The following is a 24,543-nucleotide window of genomic DNA, read 5'->3' as shown; positions in this document are numbered from 1 at the left end:
AAAATCCGGCCTGCCGGGGCAGGCCGGGATACGGGTATCAACCTGGGTAGATGCCGCGCTCTTTACGTGCGGTCAGGATGCGCTCACAGGCCACGATGTAAGCGGCGGTGCGCAGGCTGCACTCTTTCTCGGCCGCCTTGTTCCAGACGTGGACCATGGCGTCGGTCATGATTTTGTCCATACGCTCATTGATCTCGGACTCGCTCCAGAAGTAGCTCGCCATGTCCTGCACCCACTCGAAGTAACTGACCGTTACGCCGCCGGCGTTACAGATAACGTCCGGGACCACGGTGATGTTACGGGAACGCAGAATGTCGTCTGCCTCTGGGAAGGTTGGGCCGTTGGCGCCTTCCAGTACCAGCTTGGCGCTGAGGATTTCAGCGCGCTGGCGGGTGATCTGGCCTTCCAGCGCAGCCGGGATCAGGATGTCCATGTCGACTGACCAGAACGCTTCGCTTTCGATCTCGCTGGCGCCCGGGAAGCCGGCGATCTGCTTGTGCTTGACCTGGTATTCGGTCAGCGCGGCCAGATCGATGCCATCGGCGTTGAACAGGGTGGCGGAGTGGTCCTGGATGGTGACGACGCGTGCGCCGACGCCAACGAACAGGCGAGCCGCTTCGCTGCCCACGTTACCGAAGCCTTGTACCGCCACTTTGGCGCCTTCGATTTGCACGCCCAGACGTTTGGCCACTTCGCTGCCGGTGACGAACACGCCGCGGCCGGTCGCTTTCTCACGGCCCAGGGAGCCGCCGAGGTGGATTGGCTTGCCGGTGACCACGCCGGTGATGGTGGTGCCGTGGTTCATGGAGTAGGTGTCCATCATCCAGGCCATCACTTTGGCGTTGGTGCCGACGTCCGGCGCAGGAATGTCTTTCTGTGGCCCGATGATGAAGCCGATTTCGCTGGTGTAGCGGCGGGTCAGTCGCTCCAGTTCACCTTCAGACAGTTTGAACGGGTCGACGCGGATGCCGCCCTTGGCGCCGCCGTACGGCAGGTTGACCGCGGCACACTTGATGGTCATCCAGGCGGACAGGGCCATCACTTCGTTCAGATCGACGTCAGGGTGGAAGCGGATGCCGCCTTTACCCGGCCCACGCGACAGGTTGTGCTGTACGCGGAAACCTTCGAAGTGGCGGATGGTGCCATCGTCCATCTGCAGCGGGATATCAACAATCAAAGCGCGCTTAGGGTGACGCAGCGTATCAACCCAGCGTGACAGCTCGCCGAGGTAAGGGGCGACGCGATCGATTTGTTGCAGATATGTAGCCCAAGCGGTGGTGCTGCTGTCTGAAGCGTAGGATAGCTTTTCCATAACCAACCTTTATATATTAGAGGTATTTATTTCGTTTAACCGTGGATTAGCAAGCGCATAACACTTTGCGACGCTAAATTTACCACTAATTATGCCGGTTGTTAGCCCCCCTCTCATCGGGCCAGCGGGCGGTTTTTCGCCGCCTGCAGGGCGATAAATGAATAGTTAATTACTTTTTGTCGGTGGTGAGCGAGCACATGCATAATTTATGCATATAAAGCGCATAAAAACCCTTTTTATCTATTTTTCAGAAGCTTGAATGTGATCAAAAAGTTTCATTTTATTTAACTGCCATGTTGACAATGGCATTTCCCCTCGCCAGAGTTAAATTAATGTTAAAACGGCTCCGGCGTCGTTTTTTTGTTGCACAAGGGAAAGTATAACCATTTGATATTGTAGTGTTTACCCACCACGCTCAGGCTTTGTACGCCAAACGTGGGCGCTACGCGGCTCACGAGAGCATTTTCTCGGCACCCATTATTATTACCTCCCTGTTACAACGGGGCGGGCAGCGTTCGGTCTCAATTTTATTGCCGGTTAGAGCGCCCACGGGCGTTTCACTCCTGCTGCAGCCGCACATCGGTTGCTTAATCGCCTTAATGACGGACAGGTAATACCATGAAAAAAAATCACTGCGATCGGCTGAACCCAGGTTCAGCCGAAGGGCCAAACTGTGCCCAAACCCTGCAGCGCGGGCTGAGCGCGCGCCATATTCAACTGATTTCGATCGGCGGCGCCATCGGCACCGGGCTGTTTATGGGCGCCGGGAAAACCCTCGCGCTGTCGGGCACCTCCATCGTACTGACTTACGCCATCGTCGGCTTTTTCATGTTCATGGTCATGAGGGCGATGGGGGAGCTGCTGCTCACGCGGCTCGATTATCGTTCGTTCGCCGATTTCGTCTCCGAATACCTGGGGCCGCGCGCCAGCTTTTTTCTCGGCTGGTCCTACTGGCTGAGCTGGGTCGTGACCTGCATTGCCGACGTGGTGGTGTGCGGCGGCTACGTGCAGTATTGGCTGCCTAACGTCTCGCCCTGGCTGCCGGCGCTGCTGACGCTGGGGTTCTTGTGTCTGTTCAACATGCTATCGGTCAAGATGTTCGGCGAAGCCGAATTCTGGTTCGCGATGATTAAGGTGGTGGCGATCGTCGCGCTGATTGCCACCGGCGCCTGGATGGTGTTCAGCGGCTGGACCTCGCCGGACGGTGTGACCGCTTCGCTGCATAACGTCACCGATCCCGCCATTTTCATGCCACACGGCATCTTCGGCTTCTTCGCCGGTTTCCAGATCGCCATTTTCTCCTGTACCGGCATCGAGCTGCTGGGCACGATGTCGGCGGAGACCAAAAACCCGGAGAAGGTGCTGCCAAAGGCGATCAGCGCGATCCCGGCGCGCATCATCGTCTTCTACGTGTGCTCGATGCTGACCATTATCGCCGTCACCTCGTGGAGCCACATTTCACCGGACAGCAGTCCGTTCGTGATGCTGTTCGATCGGGCGGGGCTGCCGGCCGCCGCGGCGGTGATCAACTTTGTGGTGCTGACTTCGGCGATGTCCTCGGCCAACAGCGGGGTGTATTCCAGCACCCGCATGCTGTACAGCCTGTCGATGGAAAAGCACGCCCACGGCCAGTTCCGCATTCTGTCCCGCACCACGGCCATTCCGATCCGCAGCCTGCTGTTTTCCTGCTTCTGCATGGTGTCCGGCACCTTGCTGCTGGTGCTGGTGCCGAACGTCATGACGCTGTTCACCCTCGTCTCTACCGTGGCGGCGATCCTGGTGGTTTACAGCTGGGGCATGATATTGGTCGCCTACCTGGTATATCGCCAGAAGCGGCCGGATCTGCACGCCGGTTCCCACTTCAAAATGCCGGGCGGGGTCGCGATGGCCTGGCTGACGCTGGCATTTTTCGCCTTTACGCTAGTGCTGATGGTGTTCGATCGCGATACGCTGATCGCGCTATGCAGCATGCCGCTGTGGTTTACCACGCTCGGCCTGATCTGGCGCTATCGGGTCCGTGACAGCGTGGCGCGCGAGAGCTACGTGTTTTATCGGCGTGGCGCCGAGGCGGAATAACCGGCGAAGGATGCGCAGTTGCCGCCGCTCGACTCGGCAAGCGGCGGCAACTGCGGTATGCTAAGCGGCTGAACCGCAAACCAAACCGGGCCATACGGAGACACCCCAGCGTGCCGAACTCTTCTTCTCAACTCGAACTTTTGCGATCGGTCGCCGACGGCATCGCCGCGCTGTTTTTCCCGAATGCAGAAGTGGTGATCCACGATCTGGCCACCAACAAGATTGCCTATCTGGCGAACAACCTGTCGAAGCGCAAACCGGGTGACGACGCCGGGCTGGAAGACTTCGAGCTCGAGGGCGGCGCCGGCGTGACCGGCCCCTATGAGAAGCTGAACTGGGACGGCAAAAAGATGCGTTCGGTGAGCATCGCCGCACGCGACGAGCAGGGCAAGCCCAGCTATCTGCTGTGCATCAATCTGAGCACCGCGATGTTCGAGGACGCCCGCAACGCGCTGGACATGTTCCTGTCGGTCACGCGGCTGCAACCACAGCCACAAGAGCTGTTCAAAGATGACTGGCAGGAGAAGATCAATACCTTCCTGCACGATTGGCTGCGGCGCGAAAACGCCGCGCTCGGCGCGCTGAGCCGCGAACAGAAACGGCGGCTGGTCAGCGATCTCTATCATCAGGGGGCGTTCAAGGCCAAAAGCGCGGCGGATTACATCGCCAACGTGCTGTCGATGGGGCGCGCCACGGTGTACAAGCATTTGCGGGAATTGAAGCAGGAGTAAAGGCGGCGGGAAAGGCGGAAGAAATGGGCGGCGCTGGCCGCCCATTTTTGTTACCAGCGGTAGTTGACCGAAGCGATGATGCTGCGGCCGCTGCCGTAGAAGCAGGCGTACTCGCCGCTGCAGGATGAAACGTATTTCTTGTCCGTCAGGTTCTGCACGTTGAGCTGAAGCGCCGCACCGCGCAGTGCCGACGAAGCCTGGCCGAGGTCATATTTCACCATGGCGTCGTACAGCGTGTAGTGCGGTACGTCGTACTGGCCGGTGGCGTCGGCCGGCGCATCGCCGATGTAACGCACGCCGCTGCCGACGGTCAGGCCGTTCAGCGCGCCGCTCAGGAAGCTGTAGCTGCCCCAGGCGGATGCCGCGTGGCGCGGGATGCCCGCCGGGCTGTGGCCAATTTCGTCCGCCGAGTTCGAGTCTTTGGTGACTACGTCGGTGTAGGTATAGGCGGCGGTCAGCTTGATTTCCGGCGTTGGTTGGGCGTGCACTTCCGCCTCAATCCCTTTGGATTTCACCTCACCGATCTGCTCGTAGGCGGAGGTGAGACGGTTGTAAGACGCCACATTGCGCTGGGTAATGTCGAACCAGGAGAGGGTCAGCAGGGTGTTGCCGCCCGGGATCTGGTATTTCACGCCCACCTCGGTTTGTTTGCCGGTGGTCGGCTTGAGCGGATCGGCGCCCGGCGCGCTCGGGTACAGGTTAGGATCGAACGAGGTGCTGTAGCTGACGTACGGTGAAATGCCGTTGTCGAAGGCGTAAAGCAGGCCCGCGCGGCCGGTGAACTGGGCATCGTTGTAGGTCTGCTCTTTACCGCCGCTGGTGCGATCGCGGGTGTTGACCTGCGACCAGTCCTGACGGCCGGACAGCAGCAGGTTCCAGTTATTCCACTCCAACTGGTCCTGCAGATACACCCCGATCTGATTCAGCGTCTTCAAATCGCTGGAAGCCAGCGCCAGCGTGCTGCCATCGATACTGGGGCGAACCGGGTTGGCCCAGTCGATCGGGTAATCGTTGCCGCGATCGCGATACATCTTCGAATCGATATGGCTGTAGCGGTAATCCAGCCCGCCCAGCACCGTGTGCTTCACCTCGCCGGTGTCGAACAGGCCCTTCAGCTGGTTATCCACGCCAAACTCGTTGGTCATCTGCGTTTCATGCTGCGCCATGCGGGTGACGGTGTGGTCGTTAACCTTCGAGTTTACGTTATAAACCAGATATTTATAGTCTTCATCACGGTGGGTGAAGCGCAGGTTCTGGGTAAACGACAGCGCATCGCTGATGTTATGCTCGAGGCTGTAGCCGATCGACGCCTGCTCGCGCCGCGACTTGTTGAAGCTGGGTTCGCTGACGTTGAAGTCATAGGGCACATAGCCCGCGCTGGTCGGGAACAGCGTGCCGGCACGCGGCAGGAAATTGCGCGATCCGGCTTTCGGATCGTTCTGGTAACTGGTCAGCAGCGTAAAGCTGGTGTCTTCATTCGGCAGCCAGGTGAAGGCCGGCGCGATGGCCACCCGTTGCTGCTTGCTGTCTTTGACAAACTCATGCTCGGTTCTGGCGATACCGTTCAGGCGATAGAACAGGGTGTTGTCGTCGTTGAGTTTGCCGCCGAAATCGAACGCCGTTTCCGCCAGATGGCGGTTGCCGGTGCTGAATTTGACTTCGTGAATGCTCTGGGCGGTAGGGCGTTTACTGGTCATCACCACCACGCCGCCGGGGCTGACCTGGCCGTACAGCACGCCGGCCGGGCCATGCACCATCTCCACGCGCTCCAGCAGCCAGGGATCGATCTGCCCGGCGCCGCCGTTTTGGCTCGAGAGGCCAAAGTGCAGGCCGTCGAGCAGCTTGGGCGCATAGCGGAAGCCGCGGCTGATCACTTCGTCATTGCGGTTGGAGTTGCCACGGTAGGTGGTGATCACCCCACTGGTGTAGTTCAGCGCGTCGGCGACCGACGCCGGCTCCTGATCGTTCATCTGCTCGCGCGTGACCACCGAGATGGACTGCGGCGTTTTGCGCAGAGGGGCGGCGGTCTTGGTGCCGGCGGCGCTTTCTTTGGCGACGATCCCTTTGACCGGCGCGGTCACGCTGTTTTGCGCGTCGGCGGTCACCAAAATCGTCTCGTCCGCCGCGGCGGACGCGTGTTGCGCCAAGGGCAGTAAGGCCAGCGCCGATCCCAGCAACAGACGCTTGGCGGCCGTCGCCTCCGCATTTCCGTCTGCTATCCCTTTGTTTTTAATCTTCATTATCTCTCCTGCATACCTGCGTTGTGTGTCATGCCACCCTGATAAACCCCGAAATGCCGACAAGCGGTCTTCTCCCGTCGACGCGGAAACGCCGTGTGTGCACGACGGTAAAAATCCGACAAATAGTATTGAAAATGATAATGAGTATCAATACGATTGTCAGGTTTTGTAAAAATCACTCGTGTTATGTAAGGGGCGCTATGGAGTTTTTGCCGGAAAAGAGGCCAGAAAGCGGTCATGAGGGATTGGCGGCGCAATGGCTGCGTGAAGAGGCGGCAGGACAGCCTGCGTGGTGGCAGAAGGTGGCCTCACACGGCACGCCCATCGTCGAGCCGCACGATGATCGCCACGTCAAAATGACCTGGCTGTGGCGCGATCCCGCCGGCGATGAACGGCACTCGCCGATACGCCGCGTTTACGCCGATATCAACGGCATTACCGATCACCACAGCACGTCCCCCAGCAGCCTGACCAGGCTCCCCGGCACCGACGTTTGGTACGGCGCCGCCGTTATCGATCGCCGTTGGCGCGGCAGCTATAGCCTGATCCCTATTACCGATCGGGATCTTCCCCCCGTATTCAGCGACGACGAAACGTTGCGCGACCGCCAGCAGCGCGCCTGGTGGGTATCGCTGTTCCCGTTGGCGATCGCCGATCCGCTGAATCGCCTCTCGCTGGGGCCGTCTCATCGCCCGCGGCCGGTTTCCCTGGCGCAAGGGCCGGATGCCGACGATCAAAGCGCCTGGCAGGCCGCCGATCGGCCATTGGACGAGGCGCGGCTACAGCTTTTTCAGTGGCGCAGCGAACGTCTGGATAACCAGCGGCGCGTTTGGCTGTATGCCAGCGGCGACGCGGCGGTGGAAGCGAATCGCCCGCTGGTGCTACTGCTCGATGGCCAAAACTGGATCGAAAGGCACGCGCTGTTGCCGGTGATCGAGCACGAAACGGCAAGAGGGCACCTGCCGCCCGCGTGCTGGCTGCTGATCGATGCGATCGACGGTGAACACCGGGAAAACGAGCTGCCCTGCAACGCCGCCTTCTGGCAGGCAATCATCGAAGAGCTGCTGCCGCAGGCGCAGAAGCGCGAAGCGTTCAGCGAGGAAGGGGCGCGCACCGTCGTCGCCGGCCAAAGCTACGGCGGGCTGGCAGCGTTATATGCCGGTGTGCACTGGCCGGAACGTTTCGGCCACGTGCTGAGCCAGTCCGGTTCCTTCTGGTGGCCCACGGTGCAATTCGTTACCCAGTTCGAAAAACGCCACGAACTGGAGGAAGGCTGGCTGATACGCCAGGTTCGGCAACGCGACGGGGCGGCGCCCACGCTCACCGTGATTCAGCAAGCCGGCGATCGGGAGGCGGACATCGAATTCGTCAATCGCCAGATGCATCAGGCGCTGACGGCGGCGGGGCACCGCGCCGAATACCGCGTGTTTTCCGGCGGGCACGATGCGCTCTGCTGGCGCGGCGGCCTGGTGGACGGCGTGCGCCAGCTGCTTTCCGCGATGAAATAACCCACACATTTTGACAGACAGGTAATGAAAATGACTCAGGAACAACAAAACCCGTTCGATGACGAAAGCCTCCGTTTCACCGTTTTGGTCAACGCGCAGCAGCAGTATTCGCTGTGGCCGCAGTTTGCCGACACGCCGCAGGGGTGGCGCGTGCTGATGGGGCCGGCGTCGCGCGGCGAATGCATCGACTACATCGAAACGCACTGGCAGGACATGCGGCCGGCGGCGCTGAAAGCGGCGGATGCGGCGCGTTAAGCGCCAGGCAGCCACATCGATACATTCCGTTTGAGGAAAAGGACAGACACCATGTCAGAAACGCTTTCTTTGCCGGATACTCAGGTCGAGTATCGGGATTATCCGCTGGTTGCAGCACAACCGGGGATCTGGATCGCCGACCAAATCGCGCTGCGCCGCAACGGCTTCGCCGTGGCGCACTACACCGAACTGCACGGCGCTATCGACCGCTCGGCGCTGGAGCGCGCCATCCGTCAGGGGCTGGCCGAAGCGGATACGGTTCAGGCGCGGTTCTTTGAGGCGCAGGACGGCCAGCCGGTGCAGCGTTTACCGTTGATAGCCGACCCTGCACGCGTGCAGGCGCCGGAGTGGTTCGATTTCAGCACGCAGCCGGACGCCGAACAGGCGGCGCTGGCGCTAATGAACGACGATCTGGCGCAGGATTTGCCGGCGGACGGCGAACGGCCGCTTTATCGCCATGCGGTGATCCGCGTCAGCGCCGAGCGCTGGTTCTGGTACCAGCGCTTTCATCATCTGACCCTGGACGGCTTCAGTTTCGAAGCCATCACCCGCCGGATCGCCGATATCTATCGCGCGCTGCGCCACGGGCTGTCGCCGGCGGCCTCACCGTTTACCCCGTTCGGCAAGGTGGTGGAGGAGTTTCAGCAATGGCAAACGTCGACCGCACGTGAGCGGGCGGCCGAATTCTGGCGCCAGCATCTGCGCGATTTGCCGTCGCCGCTGTCATTATCGACGGAGAGTCGGGAGGTTGAACCGGGTGCCCGGCCGCTCAAACAGGCGCTGGTGCTGCCTGAATCGCTGTTTGACGAAGCGCTGCGCGATGATGCGCTGCAGTCGCTGCAACCGGCCGATATCGTCACGGCGGCGCTGGCGATGTATCTGGCGCGCATGAGCGGTGAAACCCGCTTCTCAGTCGGCTTTCCTTTCATGCGCCGGATGGGGTCGCAGGCGCTGGCGGCGGTCGGCCCGGTGGTCAACGTGCTGCCGCTGCTGCTGAACGTGACGCCGGCGATGTCGCTGGCGGACGTCTGCCAGGCCACCGTGGCGGAGATCAAGCAGGCGCGCCGCCATCAACGCTATGAGGCGGAGCAGATCAAACGCGATCTCGGCCTGGTCGGCGGCCATCAGGAACTGTATGGCCCGGTGGTCAACGTCAAGGTCTACCACAGCGCCTTGTCGTTCGACGGCCAGGCGGCCACCACCCATACGCTGGCGATGGGGCCGGTCGACGATCTGGAGTTTGAGATCGGTTTTCGAAGCGGCGTGCTGACGCTGTCTTTGGTCGCCAACCCGGCCAAATACTCGCCGCGCACCTTGCATCATCACGCGGAGCGCATCGGCCATTGGCTGCAGCAGCTGGCGCGGCAGCCGCGCCAGCCGAACGGCCAACTGGCGCTAATCAGCGATGGGGAACTCAGACAACTCGCGGCCTGGGGGCGCGGCGCCGAGCTGACGCCGCCGGCGGGCATGGTCTCGATTATGGATGCGTTCCAGTGCCAGGTTGAGCGCCAGCCCGAGGCGTTGGCGGTGGCCTGCGGCGACGTGCGCCTCAGCTACCGGCAGCTCTCCGAACGGGTGATGCAACTGGGGCGAGTGCTGATCGAAAACGGCATCGGCGCCGAAGACGTGGTCGCCATCGGCATTCCACGCTCGGTGGACACGCTGGTCGCGCTGCTCGGCGTGCTGGCCAGCGGCGCGGCCTATATGCCGCTCGATCTGGACTATCCGCGTGAACGTTTGGCGCTGATGTGCGACGACGCGCGGCCGGTAATGTTGCTGACCCACCGCGCCACGCGGGCCAACATGCCGGATCTGCCGCAGATATTGTGCCTGGACGACGCCCCGTGCCTGGCGCGCTGCGCGGCCGCCGAGGCCACGCCGATAACGGATGCCGAACGGCGTGTGCCGCTGAGCGAGGCGCATCTCGCCTACATGATTTACACCTCCGGCTCGACCGGCAAACCCAAGGGGGTCATGTCCACACACCGCGGGCTGCTGAACCTGTTCCTGTCGCACCAGGCTTCTCTGTTTGGCCCGGCGATCGAAAAATTCCAGGCTCGCCACGCGCGCCGCTTGCGCGCCGGCCATACCGCCTCGTTTTCTTTCGACTCCTCTTGGGAACCGATGTTCTGCATGATGATGGGCAGCGAACTGGTTATCTTCGATGAGGAGCTGCGCCGCGACCCCTGGGCGCTGCTGGAACAAACCCAACAGACGCCGATCGATCTGCTGGACATCACGCCGTCGTTCTTCTCGCAACTGGTGGACTGCGGCCTGCTGAAAGGGCAGTTCCCGCTGCCGTCGTTCGTGATGATCGGCGGCGAGGCGGCGACGCCGACGCTGTGGAACCTGATGCAGCAGCATCCGGAAGTGGAGATCCACAACTATTACGGCCCGTCCGAATACACCGTCGATACCCTCGGCGCGCCGGTGACGGCCGCAGACCAGCCGGTGATCGGCCGTCCCCTCGCCAATACCTCAGTTTGGCTGCTCGACAGCCGCCTGCAGCCGGTGCCGATCGGCGCGGCGGGCGAACTGTACATTTCCGGCAAAGGCATCGCGCGCGGTTACCTGCGGCGCCCGGATCTGACGGCGGCGCGCTTTGTCGCCAACCCGTTCGCCGAAGGCGAGGTGATGTACCGCAGCGGCGATCTGATGCGCTGGAGCGCGGAGGGCCAGCTGGTGTTCATTGGCCGAACCGATCATCAAATCAAGGTGCGCGGCTTCCGCGTCGAGCTGGGTGAGGTGGAAAGCGCCTTGGCCGCCTTGCCGGACGTAGGGCGAGCGGTGGTGATCGCCGAGCCGATCGGCGCCACCTATCGCCTGATCGGCTACTGCTCGGTGCAGGATGACGCGCGCCGCGCCTCGCCGGCGCTGCAAAATGAGCTGCTGGGGCAACTGGCGCAGCGTCTGCCGGATTATATGGTGCCGGCGATCCTGGTGGTGATGCCGGAGCTGCCGCTCAACGTCAACGGCAAGATTGACCGCCAGGCGCTGCCCAAACCGCAGGAGACGCTGGCGCAAAGCATTCGCGAACCGGCCACCGAGCAGGAAAGGCTGATTTGCCGCGCGATGGCCCACCTGTTGGGGATGGAGCGCGTTGGCGCCGACGACGATTTCTTCGCGCTCGGCGGCGACAGCATCTCGGCGATGGGGCTGGGCACCGCCCTGCGGCGCAAAGGGTATCTGCTGCGGCCGCGCGAGATCTTCGCGCTGCACACCCCCGCGCGTATGGCGCAGGCGATGCAGCCGTTGGCCGTTGGCTCTCAGACCCCACGCAGCGTGCGGCAAGGCCCGATCGACGGGCTGCCGATCCTGCACTGGTTTGCCGAGACGGGCGATATGCATCGCCGCTTCGCGCACGGCGTTTTCCTGCGCGTGCCTGCCGAGCTGCAACCGGAACAGCTGCGTGATGCGTTGGAACAGCTGCGCACGGCCCACCCGGCGCTGGGCGCCCGGATCCGCGATGGCCAGTTGGTGGTTGAAGAAGCCGCTAGCGCTGAGTTCATGCAGGTTCAGACCGTATCCAGCGAACTGGAGCCGGCGGCGGAACAGGCTTTCGATGCCGCACTCGAGCATCTCGATCCGGCGGCCGGCGCCATGATGCAGGCGATCCTGTTGCAGCGTGACGGGCAGAGCCTGGGGCTGGTGCTGGCGATCCACCACCTGGTGGTCGACGGCGTTTCCTGGCGCATCCTGCTCGAGGAGCTGCGGCAAGTGGCCGACAGCGCCATGCAGGGGCAGCCGATCACGCTGCCGCCGGAAGAAACCTCGCTCTATGAGTGGTCCGCGCGTTTACGCGCAGACGTGGAGCGCCGGGAAGCCGAGCTGCCGTTCTGGCGGCAAATGCTGGCGGACGGCGTGCCGCGTTTGGGCCGGCGCGCGCTGGAACCGCAGACCGATCGCATCGCCTCGGTGAACGAACGGCGCACGCTGCTCGACAGCCGGTTGACAGCCGCACTGCTCGGCACATTGCCGCAGGGCTATCGCGCCCAGGTTGAAGAGATCATGCTGTGCGCGCTGGCTCAGGCCTGCCGCCGCCGTTTTCAGGCCGCTTCGCTGCGTTTCTCTCTGGAGTCGCACGGCCGCGCCGAACTGGACGACGGCCTCGATCTGGCCCGCACCGTCGGCTGGCTGACGGCGGAGTACCCGCTGCGCATCGAACTGCATGACGCCGAGCACAATGAGGCCGTGCGCGCGGTGAAACGGGCGACGCGAGCGGTGGCCGATCGCGGCATCGGCTACGGCCAGCTGCGTTATCTGCATCCACAGCGCGACGACCTGGCGGCGCTGGCGCAGCGCAACGCCCCGGAGATTTTATTCAACTACCTCGGGCGCTTCAGCCAGGATGAGGGGCACTGGATGCCGCAGCGCAGCCAAACCCGCTTCCGCGACGCCTTCGCCGTGGCGCAGGATGCGCAGCAGGCGCTGTCTTACGGGCTGGAAGTGAACATCTTTGTCGAGGAACGGCGCGACGGCGCCTGCCTGGCGATTAACTGGAGCTGGCTGGAGGCGATTTTCAGCGAGAGCGACATAACGCAGCTGCACAGCGGCATTGAGCAAGCGGTGCGTTCACTGTGCGAATTTGCCGAACGCCATCCCGAACGCGCGGCGGCGACGTTGGTGGCGGCCGAGATCGCCCAGCCGGGCGTCGATGATGAGGCGGTGCGCGCCTGGGAGCGGGAGTGCGGGCCGTTAGCCGCGGCGCTGCCGCTGTTGCCGCTGCAACACGGCCTGTTGTTCCATGCGCAGACGGCGCAGCAGGGCGGCAGCTATAACTCGTTGACGCGCCTGAGCCTCTGCGGCGAACTGGACGCGCTTCAACTTCAGCAGGCGCTGGATGCGGTGATCCGCCGCCATCCGCAATTGGCCGCCCGATTCAACCGCGAGGGCGAACCGCTGCAGCTGATACCGCAGGAAAGCCAATGGCCGTTGGACAGCCACACGCTGCCGCCGCTGGCCGAAGAACAGGAGGCACAGGCACTGCACCGGCTGGAGCAGCAGGAACTGCAGCGCGATCTGTTCAACCAGCCGGGCGCGATGCTGCATGCGCTGTGGGTCAAACACGGCGATAGCGAACGCTACACGCTGTTCCTTAACGCGCACCACCTGATCGTCGATGGTTGGTCGACGCCGGTGGTGCTCAACGATCTGATGCTGGCCCTGCGTGAAGGCGAACAGGCGTTGCCGCCGCTGCGTTCGAACTATGCCGATATCGTGCGCCGTCTGACCGCGCGGGATGCCGAAGCCTCGCGCCGCCTGTGGCGTGAGACGCTGCAGGATGTGCGCCCGACGTTACTGTTCGGTGACGCGCAGGACGATCGCGTGCATGAGCTGGAAATGACGCTGCCGCCGGCCGAGGAAAAGCGCTTGCTGACCCTGTGCCGCGAACGCGGGTTGACGCTCAATACCGTGATGCAGGGCATTTGGGCGCTGCAGCTGGCCAGCTGTTGCGGCCAGCAGGACGTGGTGTTCGGCTCGCCGGTGTCCGGCCGCTTTGGCCAGATAGAAGGGGTCGAGGAACACGTCGGCCTGTTCAGCAACACGTTGCCGGTGCGAGTTCGTCTGCAGCATGACCGTTCGTTGACGGAACAGCTGACCGACCTGCAGCACCGGCAGATTGCACTGCTGGAGCACGACGATTTGGGGTTGGGGGAAATTCAGCACCTGGCCGGGGCGGGCACGCTGTTCGATACGCTGTTGGTGGTGGAGAACTACCCGGACAACGACGCTCTGCTGGGCGGCGCAGGATCGCTGCGTTGCGACGCCATTCGCAACAAAGGCTATACCCACTATCCGCTGACGCTGCTGGTGCTGCCGGGCGAACGTCTGCGCCTGCTGATGGAGTACCGCGCCTCGGTGCCGCAACCTGAACGCTTCGCCGCGCGGCTGATGGCGCTGCTGCAACAGTGGATCGCCCAGCCGGATCTGCCGCTGCCGCGCTGGCAGTTGCAAACCCCGCAGGAGCAGGCGCTGATCGCGGCGGTCAACCGCACCGGGCAGGCGGTGGCGGACACCACCTTGCATCAGGCGATCGCCGATCAAGCGCGGCGCACACCGGAACGCATCGCGCTACAGGATGCCGGGCACAGCCTCAGCTACCGTGACATGCAGCGCCAGGCCGCGCTGCTGGCCGAGCGGCTGACGGTGGCCGGCATTCAGCCGGGGGACATCGTCGCGGTGGCGTTGCCGCGTTCCGTGCGCCTCAGCCTGGCGTTGACGGCGATTGTGCAGACCGGCGCCGCCTGGTTGCCGCTGGACACCGGCTACCCGGACGAACGTCTGGCCTACATGGTGGAGGACGCCAAGCCGCGGCTGATTATCACCGAAAGCGCGTTGGATGCCCGCTTCGCCGCGCTGGCGCCGACGCTGCTGTTCGATGTGCTGGACGAGAGCGGGCGCGAACCGGCAGCGCGCCAACCGGCGGGGAACGGCGATTATCCCGCCTACGTGCTGTATACCTCCGGCTCTACCGGGCGGCCGAAAGGCGTGGTGGTGAACCACCGGGCAATCGTCAACCGCCTGTTCTGGATGCAGCACGAGTATGCGCTCGATGCGCAGGACGTGGTATTGCAGAAAACGCCGTGCAGCTTCGACGTTTCCGTCTGGGAATTCTTCTGGCCGCTGATGGTTGGTGCGCGCCTGGTGATGGCGCCGCCGGAGGCACACCGCGATCCGCAGGCGCTGACGACGTTGATCGACGACTATGGCGTGACCACGCTGCATTTCGTTCCGTCCATGTTGGCTATCTGGGTAGAGGCCTTGAACGAACGGGCGCCACAGCGCGCCGCCGCCAGCCTGAAACGCGTGTTCTGCAGCGGCGAAGCGCTGTCGTGTGAACTGGCTTCCCGCTATCAGGCGTTGGTTACCGCGCCGCTGCACAACCTGTATGGCCCAACGGAGGCGGCGGTCGATGTCACCTACCAACCGGCGTCAGGCGCGGCGTTGGCGGCGGTGAACGGCGCCGGCGTGCCGATCGGCAAACCGGTCTGGAACACCCAACTGAGCATTCTCGACGCCATGCTGCGGCCGGTGCCCGTCGGCTGCGCCGGCGATCTCTACCTGCGCGGCATTCAGCTGGCCGATGGCTATCTGCATCGGCCGGGGCTGACGGCGCAGCGGTTTGTCGCCGATCCCGCCGGCAACGGCGCGCGCATGTATCGCACCGGCGATATCGCCCGCTGGCTGGAAGACGGCAGCGTCGAGTATTTGGGGCGCAGCGACGATCAGCTGAAGATCCGCGGCCAGCGCATCGAGCTGGGCGAAATCGAGCAGGCGCTGCTGGCGCAGCCGGGGGTAGCGCAAGCGGCGGTGCACGCCATCGAACTGGGCGAGGGCGCGACGGGGCTTGGCGGCGCCGATATGCGCCAGCTGGTTGCCTGGCTGATCGCCCAACCGGGCGTGACGCTGGATACCGGCGTGCTGCATCAGGCGCTGGAGCAGCGCTTGCCTGCGCACATGATGCCGGTCAGCTATGTCATGACCGACCGTTTCCCGCTCAGCGCCAGCGGTAAGCTGGATCGCAAGGCGTTGCCACGGCCGCAGCTGAGCCATCAGAGCGGCCGCATGCCGGAGAGCGACAGCGAGCGCCTGCTGGCGGCGCTGTTTGGGGAACTGTTGGGGCGCGAGACGGTGTATGCCGACGACGACTTCTTCGCGCTGGGCGGCCATTCGCTGCTGGCGATGCGTCTGGCGGCGGAGCTGCGTCGGCGCGTCCCTCGGCCATTGAGCGTCGGGCAGATCATGTTCGCCCGCAGCCTGGAGAAGATGGCGCACCTGCTCGATGACGCGCAGGCGGCCAATTCGGCCGAGAGCCGCGGCGTCGGCGAGTGCCTGCAACTGCGGGCCGGCCAAGGCCCGGCGCTGTTCTGCCTGCATCCGGCTTCCGGTTTCGCCTGGCAGTATTCGGGGCTGAGCCGTTATCTGCCGGGGAGCTACCCCATCATCGGCCTGCAGTCGCCAAGACCGGATGGCGCTATCGCCACCTGCGAGGATATCGAGCAGATGGTCGATCGGCATCTCGCTAATCTGCGCCGCCTGCAGCCACAGGGGCCTTACTACCTGCTGGGCTATTCGCTCGGCGGCACGCTGGCGCACTCGATGGCCGCGCGCCTGCAGCAGCAGGGCGAAGAGGTGGCGTTCCTTGGGATGCTGGATACCTATCCGCCGGAAGGCCAGGATTGGACAGGCCCCAGCGAGGAGGACGCGCAGAAAGAGGTGGCGCAGGAGCAGGCCGAGTTTATGGCGGAAGATCATGGCGATCCGGCGCTGATGGCGGAGAAGGCGGCGATGTTCGACAGCATCGTCGCCAACTACCGCGACGCGGTGCGCATTCTGTCTCAGGCGCGCAGCCGGCGTTTCCACGGCACGGCGACGCTGTTTGTCGCCGACCAGACGCTGCCGCCGGAGATGGATATCGACGCCGTGTGGGCGCCGTATCTGGATGGGCTGATCTGCCATCACCAGCGCTGTGAACACGCGGACATTCTGTCGCCGGCTTCGCTGGAGACGCTTGGCCCGCTATTGCACGAGCTGCTGACGCGGCAATACGGGTTGGTATAACGCAACCGGGCCGGGGGGCGTGCGTCCCGGCCCGTACTAAAACATGATATGCAGGACACTATGGCCAGACCTTCTTTTTTTCTTGATTTCAGTTTGCTGAGAAGCAATGCGCATTTCCGCGCGATTTTCTGCGCCCGCATGCTGTCGGTGTTTTCCCTCGGCATGTTGGCGGTGGGGGTGCCGATTCAGATCCAGGCGATGACCGGCTCCACGTTGCAGGTGGGCGTGGCGGTGGCACTGGACGGAGTGGGCATGTTTATCGGCCTGATGCTGGGCGGCGTGCTCGCCGATCGCTACGATCGCCGTAAGCTGATCTTGTTTGCGCGCGGCACCTGCGGGCTGGGCTTTGTCGCCCTGAGTCTGAACGCCTTCGCCCCGGCGCCGTCGCTGTGGGCGCTCTACCTGCTGGCGGCCTGGGACGGGTTCTTCGGGGCGCTGGGCATGACGGCGCTGATGGCGGTGATCCCACTGCTGGTCGGGCGTGAAAACCTGGCGGCGGCGGGGGCCTTGAGCATGGTGACGGTGCGCATCGGCGCGATCCTGGCGCCGGCGCTGGGCGGGATCATTATCGTGTTCGGCGGCGTGGGGCTGGCGTTCGCCGTGGCCGCCGCCGGAACGCTGGGCACCCTGGTCCCGCTGGTGCGCCTGCCGACGCTGTTGCCGCAGCAGCAGGAGCCGGAACACCCGCTGCGCGCGCTCGCCAGCGGCTTCCAGTTTGTCTGGCGCAATAAGGTGGTGGGGTCGGTGGTGTTGCTGGGGATGCTGATGAGCATCGTCGGCGCCGTCAGGGTGCTGTTCCCGGCGCTGGCGCAGGACGCTTACCACGTCGGCGCGTCCTCTATCGGCCTGATGTATTCTGCGGTGCCGCTCGGCGCGATGCTGGGCGCGCTGACCAGCGGCTGGGTGGGGCGATACGCTCGTCCCGGCGTGCTGATCCTGGTCGCCGCCATCGTCGCGTTTACCGCTATCGCTTCGCTGGGGCTGTTCAGCCACCTGGCGCCGGCGCTGCTGGCGCTGGTCTGCTACGGCTACGCCAATGCCATCGCTTCGCTCCTGCAGTTCATGCTGATCCAGAGCAACACGCCGGATCATCTGCTGGGGCGGGTGAACAGCCTCGGCACCGCGCAGGACGTAACCGGTGATTCGATCGGCGCGCTGGGGCTCGGCGTACTGGGCAGGGTGTTTACTCCATTGATGAGCGTGCTGTCGTTTGGCGCATTCGCCGCCGCGCTCGGCGTGCTGGTGGCCTTCAGCGTGCGTACGCTGCGCCAGTGCCGGCCGGCGGACGCGCTGGTCGAGCACGATGAGCCCGCGCCGGCAACCTCAGCGGCGGCGGACAACTAACCCCTCATGGCACCGGCTGTTCCGGCCGGTGCTGTTCCCCCCAGTCGCACATCATGTCGATCACCGGGATCAGCGAACGCCCGCGCTCGGACAGGCTGTACTCCACCTTGGGCGGGATCTGCGGATACTCCTTTCTCACCACCAGGCGATCTTTTTCCAGCTCTTTGAGCGTCGAACTCAGCGTTTTGTACGAAATGGTGCCGATGCAGCGCTGCAGCTCGTTGAACCGCAATACCGGCTTATACAACGCCAGCCAGTAGAGAATAATCATTTTATATTTGCCGTTGATCACCGACAGCGTATAGCCATAGCCGGTGTCCTGGAGGCTGATGCCCGTTGGGCTGCAGTGGGATTCGGCGGTCATTGGGTACTTTCTCCAGAGTAAGTATGTGTCGCGAGTGTGCGTATTTTACATTGTTCCAGCATAACCTATGATGCGCCGGTAGACACCTGACTGGAGAAATCGATATGAAAACCTTGGTGGTGGTGGCCCATCCCGATATGGCGAACTCGGTGGTCAACAAACGCTGGCTGGAGGAGCTGCGGCGCTATCCGGAGCGGTATACCGTGCACGAACTGCATCAGGCCTATCCGGATTGGCAGATCGACGTCGCTCAAGAGCAGCGGCTGATTGAAGCCCATGACAACATCGTGCTGCAGTTCCCGATTTTCTGGTTCAGCAGCCCGCCGCTGCTGAAAAAATGGCTGGACGACGTGCTCACCTACGGCTGGGCCTACGGTTCCCGCAGCGGCTACAAGATGCAAAACAAGAAGCTGGCGCTGGCGGTCACGGCGGGGGTGCGTGCAGAGGATTATGCGCGCGACGGGCGCTATCGTTACTCGCTGGAGGAAATCTTCCGGCCGTTTGAAGTCACCGCCGGCTACGTGCGGGCCGACTATGCCTCGTTCTTCGCCTTTTACGGCAAGGAGGCCGCTTCGGACGGGACGGTGGAGCCGCTGCAATCCCACGAATTGGATAGCAGCGCGCAAGGCTACCAGGCATTTCTCGCCGCCCTGAATTAACGGCACGCCCCGGATGCGCCAGGGCGTGCGCGTCCGGCTACTCGATATGAACGCCGAAACCGTTTTGCCCCGGCGCGAGATGCGCTTTCAGCGTCAGCTGCGGGATCAGATAGTCACCGGCGTTTTGCCGCCTGAAGCGGATTGGCTCGGCGTTCCACAGATTATCCAGCCGCTGCCCGAGCTGCTCGCGCAGGGCGGCAAAGCGTGCCTCATCGGTTTTGCCGGCGCGGTAGGTGACGAACGGCGGCAGCACCTCGAAGCCCGGGTAGTGCAGCATGCCGTGCTGGATCGGGAACAGGATATCGTCGATCGGCCCGTTGATGCCACGCGGGGCGTAATGGGACTCCCAGCCGCCGGCGGTGACGATCAGCATCGCCCGTTTGCCCGCCAGCGTCCCCTCGCCGTAACGGTCGCCCCAATGGGTGTCGGAATGCTCACCCACGCCGTAGGCAAAACCATAGGCATACACACGCTCCACCCAGCCTTTGAGGATCGCCGGCATCGAGAACCACCACAGCGGAAACTGCAGCAGCACCGCATCCGCCCAGCGCAATTTTTGCTGCTCCCGTTCGATATCGGCGCTCTGCATGCCGTTGGCGAACGCACGCTTCGAATCCAGCGAAGGATCGAAACGAGCCGTTGCCGGGTCTTCCAGGCTGTCGCTGGCATCGAGCACCGCTTTCCACTTCATGGCGTACAGGTCGGACACCTGTACCTGATGGCCGGCCTGCATCAGGCGTTCAACGGCGAAATTTTTCAGTGAGCCGGTCAGCGACAGCGGCTCCGGGTGGGCGTAAACAATCAGCACATTCATAACAGCTCTCCTTGGTGTGAGAGCTGCAGAGTAGGGCGTTAGTCGGTATATTAGAAATGAATTACCGTTATCCCAGGTATAACTATGAATAATTTAAGGCGGCTGGATCTCAACCTGCTGGTGACGCTCGACGCGCTGCTGGCGGAGCATAACGTCACGCGCGCGGCGCAGCGGCTCAATTTCTCCCAGCCGGCGGTCAGCGTGCATCTTGCCAAACTGCGGGCGATCTTTGACGATCCGCTGCTGTTGCCCGGCCCGCGCGGCATGCGCCCGACCGCCAGAGCGGAACAGCTGCGGGAGCCTTTGCGCCAGGCATTGGCGGCGCTCGAGTTGGCGGTGACGCCGGCGACGCCGTTCGATCCCGCCGTGGCGAGTGATACCTGGCGCGTAGCCGCCTTCGACTACGGCGAATCCACCATCGTGCTGCCGGCGCTGAACGGGTTGCGCACGGCGGCGCCCGACACCCGGCTGGCGGTGCTGGAGATCGCACCGGCGCGCCTCGCCAAACGGGCGGAGCAAGGAGAGATCGACCTGGCGTTTCATACCCGCGAAGGGGCGCCATCCGGCCTGCGGCAGCGCACGCTGTTTAGCGAACGCTATGTGCTGGTGGGCAGAATCGGCCACCCCAAACTGCATGCCAGGCTGACGCCGGCACAATTTTGCCAATTGGAGCAGGTGATGGTCTCGCCGGACGGCGGCGGGTTCTATGGCATGACCGACAGGGCGTTGGCGGACGTGGGGCTGACGCGGCGCGTAGTGCTTTCCGTGCCGCATTTTCTGTTCGTTATCTCGGTGCTGACGCAGTCCGATTTGGTGGCGATGCTGCCGGAACGGCTGGTGCGCAACCAGCCTTTATTGCAACAGCTTGAGCCGCCGCTGGCGGTGCCGGGCTTTGAAATGACCATGCTCTGGCACGAACGATCGCACCGGGATCCCGCTCACCGGTGGCTGCGCGAACATATCGTGCGTTCAGTGTGAGCGGGTTGGCGGGTTAAAGGGAGAAGCGTTTTTTGATTCTGTCGACCGGCGTGCCATCGCTGAGCGGCACCTGCGGCAAACGATCGTAATCGCGAAAGCCCATTTTGTGATAGTAGGCGAGGCCACCGACGTTATCCGCCCGAATGGTGGCGTTGATGTGCTTGAAACCGTGCGACTTCGCCGCCGCTAATGTGGCAGGGAACAGCGCACTGCCGACGCCAGGCACCTTCGGCGACAGGCGGGAGAAGGTGGCAATATCTGCGGTATCGGGCGGCAGGGCATCATCAGCGCTCAGCGACTGGAAGCCCACTAACAGCCCGTCCACCTCCGCGACCTGACAGCTCAGCGCATTGCTGCCGCTGATGAACCATTCGCTGAATTCAGCGGGGGTGAGGGGCGTTTCTATCGCCGTCGTGCCGCCGGCGTCGATCACGTCATTCAATAACTGCGTCAGGGCTTCAGCGTCTTGCGGGGTTACCGTTCTGATCTTCATTGCGTTGCTATCTCCTATGATGAATCGGCTGGAACCATCGAAAGAAGATAGACGCAGACGTCCGATAATGAAATACCGGAACGTGCCGGACAAAAAACCGTGAAGGGAATTACATGAACAGGAAGCGGTCGGCCAGCGGAACCCCACGTTCGAGGCGCGGCGGCAACGCGTCGTCACGATCGTCAGGCTGAGCAGCCTGCGGCGCGGCGTCTTCGGCTTTTTCAATCATCAGCTCGCCGAGCAGGGCCAGAAAACGAGTGAGCTTTTGCATATTCCCTCCGGATCGGTGATTACGTTGAGAGTGATAGTAATCGCCGCTCAACCGAATGGGAAAAACTTAAAACTCATATCCTAAGAACCGGATCGCATATCACCTGATCGGGCGACGGTTGCCCATCGCCCGGTGAACGGTTTAGAAAGTGACGTTAACCTTGGCCCACAGGGTGCGGCCCGGTTCATTCACCGCGCTGTTGGCCGAATACCCGAAGGCGCTGTTGCCCGCCAGGTTAAGGTGTTCGCTGTAGGTCTTGTTCAGGATGTTATCCAGACCGGCGCTCAGCTTGACGTTTTTATTCACCTTGTAGGCGGCGTTGGCGGAAAGCACGCCGAAGCCGGCGCTTTCGGCAAAGTCTTTGCCTACCACGTTGCCTTCGTTGATCGCCACGCGGTGTTGGCTGCTGACCAAACGCCACAGGCCGGTGCCGCTCCAGTCGCCGTACTCATAGGTGAGCCCCAGACGCGCCTCCAGCGGCGGGATCTGCGGCAGCGGCCGACCGTCGCGGGTGTTTTTGCCCCAGGAGTAGGCCAGGCTGGCGTCGGTTTTCCAGTGCTCGCTCAGCTGGTAACCCATGCCCATTTCACCGCCCATGATGTTGGCGTTGACGTTATCGGCCTGGCTGAGACGCGCGTTGTGCGGATCGTATTTGAACAGGATGAAATCATCGACGCGGCCCACGTAAGCGGAGACCCAGCCGTTGAAACGCTTGCCGTTGTACTGCGCGCCGATGTCGAGCTGCGTGGTTTTTTCGCTCTTGACGCTGGAGAACGGATCCTTGCTGCCGTTCGGGCCGAGCTTCGGCGAGAACAGTTCCCAATAATCCGGGAAGCGCTCGGTATAACCGACGCCGGCATACAGCATCAGCGGCAGGTCGGCCAACGTATGCTCAAGACGCATAAAACCGCTCGGCAGGGTGTCCGAACGCTCCCCGTCGCTGCCGCTGCGGAAATTCTCCACCAGGGTTCGGTCAAGACGCGCGCCGCCGATCAGTTTATCCTGTTCGCTGGTGGACCAGGTCAGTTCACTGAAGGCGCCGTAGCTGTTGAACTGGGCGTCTTTTTCCCAGCTGCCGCGGCTCATGCTGCGGTGGGTGTTGGTTTGGGTGTCCAGGCCGCTTTCAAGCTTCACGTCCTGCCACTGCCAGGTGCCCATCACGCGGCCACCGACGGTGCGGCGATCGAGCTGCATCGTCATGCCGGAGGACATCATGTGCCCGCCGTGGCCGCCCATACTCATACCGCCATGGCCCCCCATGCCGCCGCTGCCCGGCGAGCGCAGGGTGACGTTGTCCATCACGTGGTTGGCGTAGTTATAGTAGACCTGCGCTTCCAGCTTATCCAACACCTCGCCGATGTTGGATTTTTCCACCCGCATGCCCAGGCTTTCGCGCTTGAACTGCGAACCGTCCATGCTGCGGCCGGCATAGCGCGCTTCGCCGTTGCCGCGGCCCATGGTCACTTCCAGCAGCGTGTCGTTGTCCGGCGTCCAGCCGAGCGCCAGGTCGCCATTCCACTTGTCCCAGCGTGACGGCACGCGCGTATTCGTTCCGTCCTGATAGTCGTTGGAGCGGGATTTGTTGGCCATCACCCGCAGGTAGCCTTGTTCGGCGCCGAGGCTGGCGTCGATATTCTCGTCCCAGCGGCCATTGGAGCCGGTCAGCACGCTGGCGCTGCCCTTGATCCCCGGCTTGTCGAAGCGCGGGCGTTCTCGCTCGAAACGCACCGTGCCCGCCGACGATCCCGGCCCCCACAGTACCGTCTGCGGCCCCTTGGTGATGGTCAACAGATCGAAGCTTTCCGGCGAGATGTAAGAGGTCGGCGCATCCATCCGCGCTGGGCAGGCGCCCAGCATTTCCGAACCGTCGGTGAGGATCTTCAACCGCGAACCGAACATGCCGCGGAACACTGGATCGCCGTTGGTACCGCCGTTGCGGATCTGCGAAAAGCCGGGGATGGTTTTCAGGTAGTCCGAACCGTCGCTGGCCGGTACCGGCTGGCGCGGGGTTTTCGGCGAGGTGACGATGGTCAGCGGAGAGTAGAGCGGCGCGGTGACGGTGATCACGTCGCCATCGCTAACCTGTGCGTCGGTAGGGTGCTGATGCGCCTGCGCCGCGTGGCCGGCCAGCAGGAACAACGGCATGGCGGTGGTGATGGCGCGGGTAACGGCGTTCTTTTTATAAGTCGGTTTAAACATCATCTTTCCTTAAGCTAACTCTTTTCCGTTCTTGACCGAAGGATTATTCAGGCGTGGGGCGGCCTGGCGAAAATCACCATCGGAAAATACGTGGTTAATTCCCTCAACGTGGAATAACCGGATTAATAATGACGTCTCGATGATTAACCGTTGGGCGAATTAATTCCGCCGGGTTGAAGCGAACAACGGCAATACAGAGAACGGCAATGGGCTTATTGTTAAATCAGAGGAAAGAGACGGGGGGCGCGCGCGGCTGTAATTCGGTGTGAACGACGTGGGCAAAGAGAGGAACGAGATAGTGAATCGGCGGCGGGTGCGAAGCCAGCGACTGGGACCAGAACAGCGGGGCGTGGCTCACGTCCAGCAGCGGTGCGTGCAGCAACAGCACGCAGTAGCCGCAGGCGCTGTCGTCCATCATCATCGCCATGTTGTGATGGCCGCCGCCGTGCTGCATCAGCGGCTGCGCGGTTTTTTCAGGCTCAGGCGGCGGCGAGTGCATCCCGTGATGCATCGGCATCTCCATGCCGCAATCCGCCATGACGGTCGTTCCAGCACTTCCGGCGCGTACATGCTCCAGGGATCGCGAGACCACCGGCGCAATGAACAACATCAGAATGGCAAACATCCCTAACCAGGCGGCGGCCCGATGTCGCGATGCAGAGCGCTGAATTAACGACACAATCAACCTAAAAAAGGGTTAACACAGGGTAGGGAATTGTACTGGTTTATGTCGAAAT

Annotated in this window: 16 protein-coding genes; 8 read left to right on the top strand and 8 right to left on the bottom strand. The window is 62.8% G+C overall.

Going from position 1 to position 24,543, the window contains the following annotated elements:
- Window positions 1-37 precede the first annotated feature (37 nt).
- Window positions 38-1,312 carry a Glu/Leu/Phe/Val family dehydrogenase gene (locus QDT79_RS16410; protein ID WP_063989903.1) on the bottom strand — a complete coding sequence of 425 codons (1,275 nt, stop codon included), beginning with the start codon at window positions 1,310-1,312 and terminating at the stop codon, window positions 38-40.
- A 618-nt stretch (window positions 1,313-1,930) separates the two neighbouring features.
- Here QDT79_RS16410 and QDT79_RS16405 point away from each other — a divergent pair.
- The gene (locus QDT79_RS16405; RefSeq protein WP_308316769.1) at window positions 1,931-3,388 is read left to right on the top strand and encodes an amino acid permease; all 1,458 of its coding nucleotides are present in this window, start codon (window positions 1,931-1,933) and stop codon (window positions 3,386-3,388) included.
- Between the two features lie 110 nt (window positions 3,389-3,498).
- Window positions 3,499-4,119 carry a helix-turn-helix transcriptional regulator gene (locus tag QDT79_RS16400; protein WP_151264569.1) on the top strand — a complete coding sequence of 207 codons (621 nt, stop codon included), beginning with the start codon at window positions 3,499-3,501 and terminating at the stop codon, window positions 4,117-4,119.
- A 50-nt stretch (window positions 4,120-4,169) separates the two neighbouring features.
- Here the strand turns inward: QDT79_RS16400 and QDT79_RS16395 are convergent, their stop codons facing one another.
- The gene (locus QDT79_RS16395; RefSeq protein WP_308316768.1) at window positions 4,170-6,359 is read right to left on the bottom strand and encodes a TonB-dependent siderophore receptor; all 2,190 of its coding nucleotides are present in this window, start codon (window positions 6,357-6,359) and stop codon (window positions 4,170-4,172) included.
- A 200-nt stretch (window positions 6,360-6,559) separates the two neighbouring features.
- On the opposite strand from QDT79_RS16395, the gene fes reads away from it, so the two are divergent.
- From fes to entS, 4 genes are read left to right on the top strand one after another with little or no spacing between them, the layout of a single operon-like run.
- Window positions 6,560-7,867, top strand: coding sequence for an enterochelin esterase (gene fes, locus QDT79_RS16390; protein WP_308316767.1), 1,308 nt, complete (start codon window positions 6,560-6,562; stop codon window positions 7,865-7,867).
- A gap of 30 nt (window positions 7,868-7,897) precedes the next feature.
- Window positions 7,898-8,122, top strand: coding sequence for an MbtH family protein (locus QDT79_RS16385; RefSeq protein WP_049199691.1), 225 nt, complete (start codon window positions 7,898-7,900; stop codon window positions 8,120-8,122).
- 51 nt (window positions 8,123-8,173) lie between these two features.
- Complete coding sequence (locus QDT79_RS16380; RefSeq protein WP_308316766.1) at window positions 8,174-16,684, top strand: non-ribosomal peptide synthetase; 8,511 nt, start codon at window positions 8,174-8,176, stop codon at window positions 16,682-16,684.
- A gap of 60 nt (window positions 16,685-16,744) precedes the next feature.
- Window positions 16,745-18,028 (top strand): enterobactin transporter EntS, encoded by a 1,284-nt coding sequence (entS, locus tag QDT79_RS16375; RefSeq protein WP_063989897.1) that lies wholly within the window; start codon window positions 16,745-16,747, stop codon window positions 18,026-18,028.
- A gap of 4 nt (window positions 18,029-18,032) precedes the next feature.
- Here entS and QDT79_RS16370 read toward each other — a convergent pair whose 3' ends face one another.
- Window positions 18,033-18,392, bottom strand: coding sequence for a winged helix-turn-helix transcriptional regulator (locus QDT79_RS16370; RefSeq protein ID WP_149559300.1), 360 nt, complete (start codon window positions 18,390-18,392; stop codon window positions 18,033-18,035).
- A 104-nt stretch (window positions 18,393-18,496) separates the two neighbouring features.
- On the opposite strand from QDT79_RS16370, the gene QDT79_RS16365 reads away from it, so the two are divergent.
- Window positions 18,497-19,051 (top strand): NAD(P)H-dependent oxidoreductase, encoded by a 555-nt coding sequence (locus QDT79_RS16365; protein ID WP_308316765.1) that lies wholly within the window; start codon window positions 18,497-18,499, stop codon window positions 19,049-19,051.
- 37 nt (window positions 19,052-19,088) lie between these two features.
- Here the strand turns inward: QDT79_RS16365 and QDT79_RS16360 are convergent, their stop codons facing one another.
- Window positions 19,089-19,865 (bottom strand): NAD(P)H-dependent oxidoreductase, encoded by a 777-nt coding sequence (locus QDT79_RS16360; protein WP_107226213.1) that lies wholly within the window; start codon window positions 19,863-19,865, stop codon window positions 19,089-19,091.
- Window positions 19,866-19,949: 84 nt separating this feature from the next.
- Between QDT79_RS16360 and QDT79_RS16355 the strand changes: the two genes are divergently transcribed.
- Entirely contained in the window at window positions 19,950-20,843 is an 894-nt protein-coding gene (locus QDT79_RS16355; protein ID WP_308316764.1) for a LysR family transcriptional regulator, read from the top strand.
- A gap of 13 nt (window positions 20,844-20,856) precedes the next feature.
- Here QDT79_RS16355 and QDT79_RS16350 read toward each other — a convergent pair whose 3' ends face one another.
- The 4 genes from QDT79_RS16350 to QDT79_RS16335 form a co-directional block, all read right to left on the bottom strand.
- Window positions 20,857-21,336: a GNAT family N-acetyltransferase gene (locus QDT79_RS16350; protein ID WP_063989892.1), complete on the bottom strand. Its 480-nt coding sequence runs from the start codon at window positions 21,334-21,336 to the stop codon at window positions 20,857-20,859.
- 109 nt (window positions 21,337-21,445) lie between these two features.
- On the bottom strand, window positions 21,446-21,607 hold the full coding sequence (locus QDT79_RS16345) for a hypothetical protein (protein WP_162838235.1): 162 nt from the start codon (window positions 21,605-21,607) through the stop codon (window positions 21,446-21,448).
- A 141-nt stretch (window positions 21,608-21,748) separates the two neighbouring features.
- The gene (locus QDT79_RS16340; RefSeq protein ID WP_308316763.1) at window positions 21,749-23,806 is read right to left on the bottom strand and encodes a TonB-dependent copper receptor; all 2,058 of its coding nucleotides are present in this window, start codon (window positions 23,804-23,806) and stop codon (window positions 21,749-21,751) included.
- A 223-nt stretch (window positions 23,807-24,029) separates the two neighbouring features.
- A complete protein-coding gene (locus QDT79_RS16335) occupies window positions 24,030-24,416 on the bottom strand; it encodes a DUF2946 domain-containing protein (protein ID WP_233221875.1) in 387 nt (128 codons plus the stop codon).
- Between the last annotated feature and the right edge of the window lie 127 nt (window positions 24,417-24,543).

This window comes from Serratia marcescens, assembly GCF_029846115.1.
In the GTDB taxonomy this organism is placed as follows: domain Bacteria; phylum Pseudomonadota; class Gammaproteobacteria; order Enterobacterales; family Enterobacteriaceae; genus Serratia; species Serratia marcescens_L.
The sequence above is the reverse complement of the archived record's forward strand: the minus strand, read 5'-3'. Positions and strand labels throughout refer to the sequence as shown.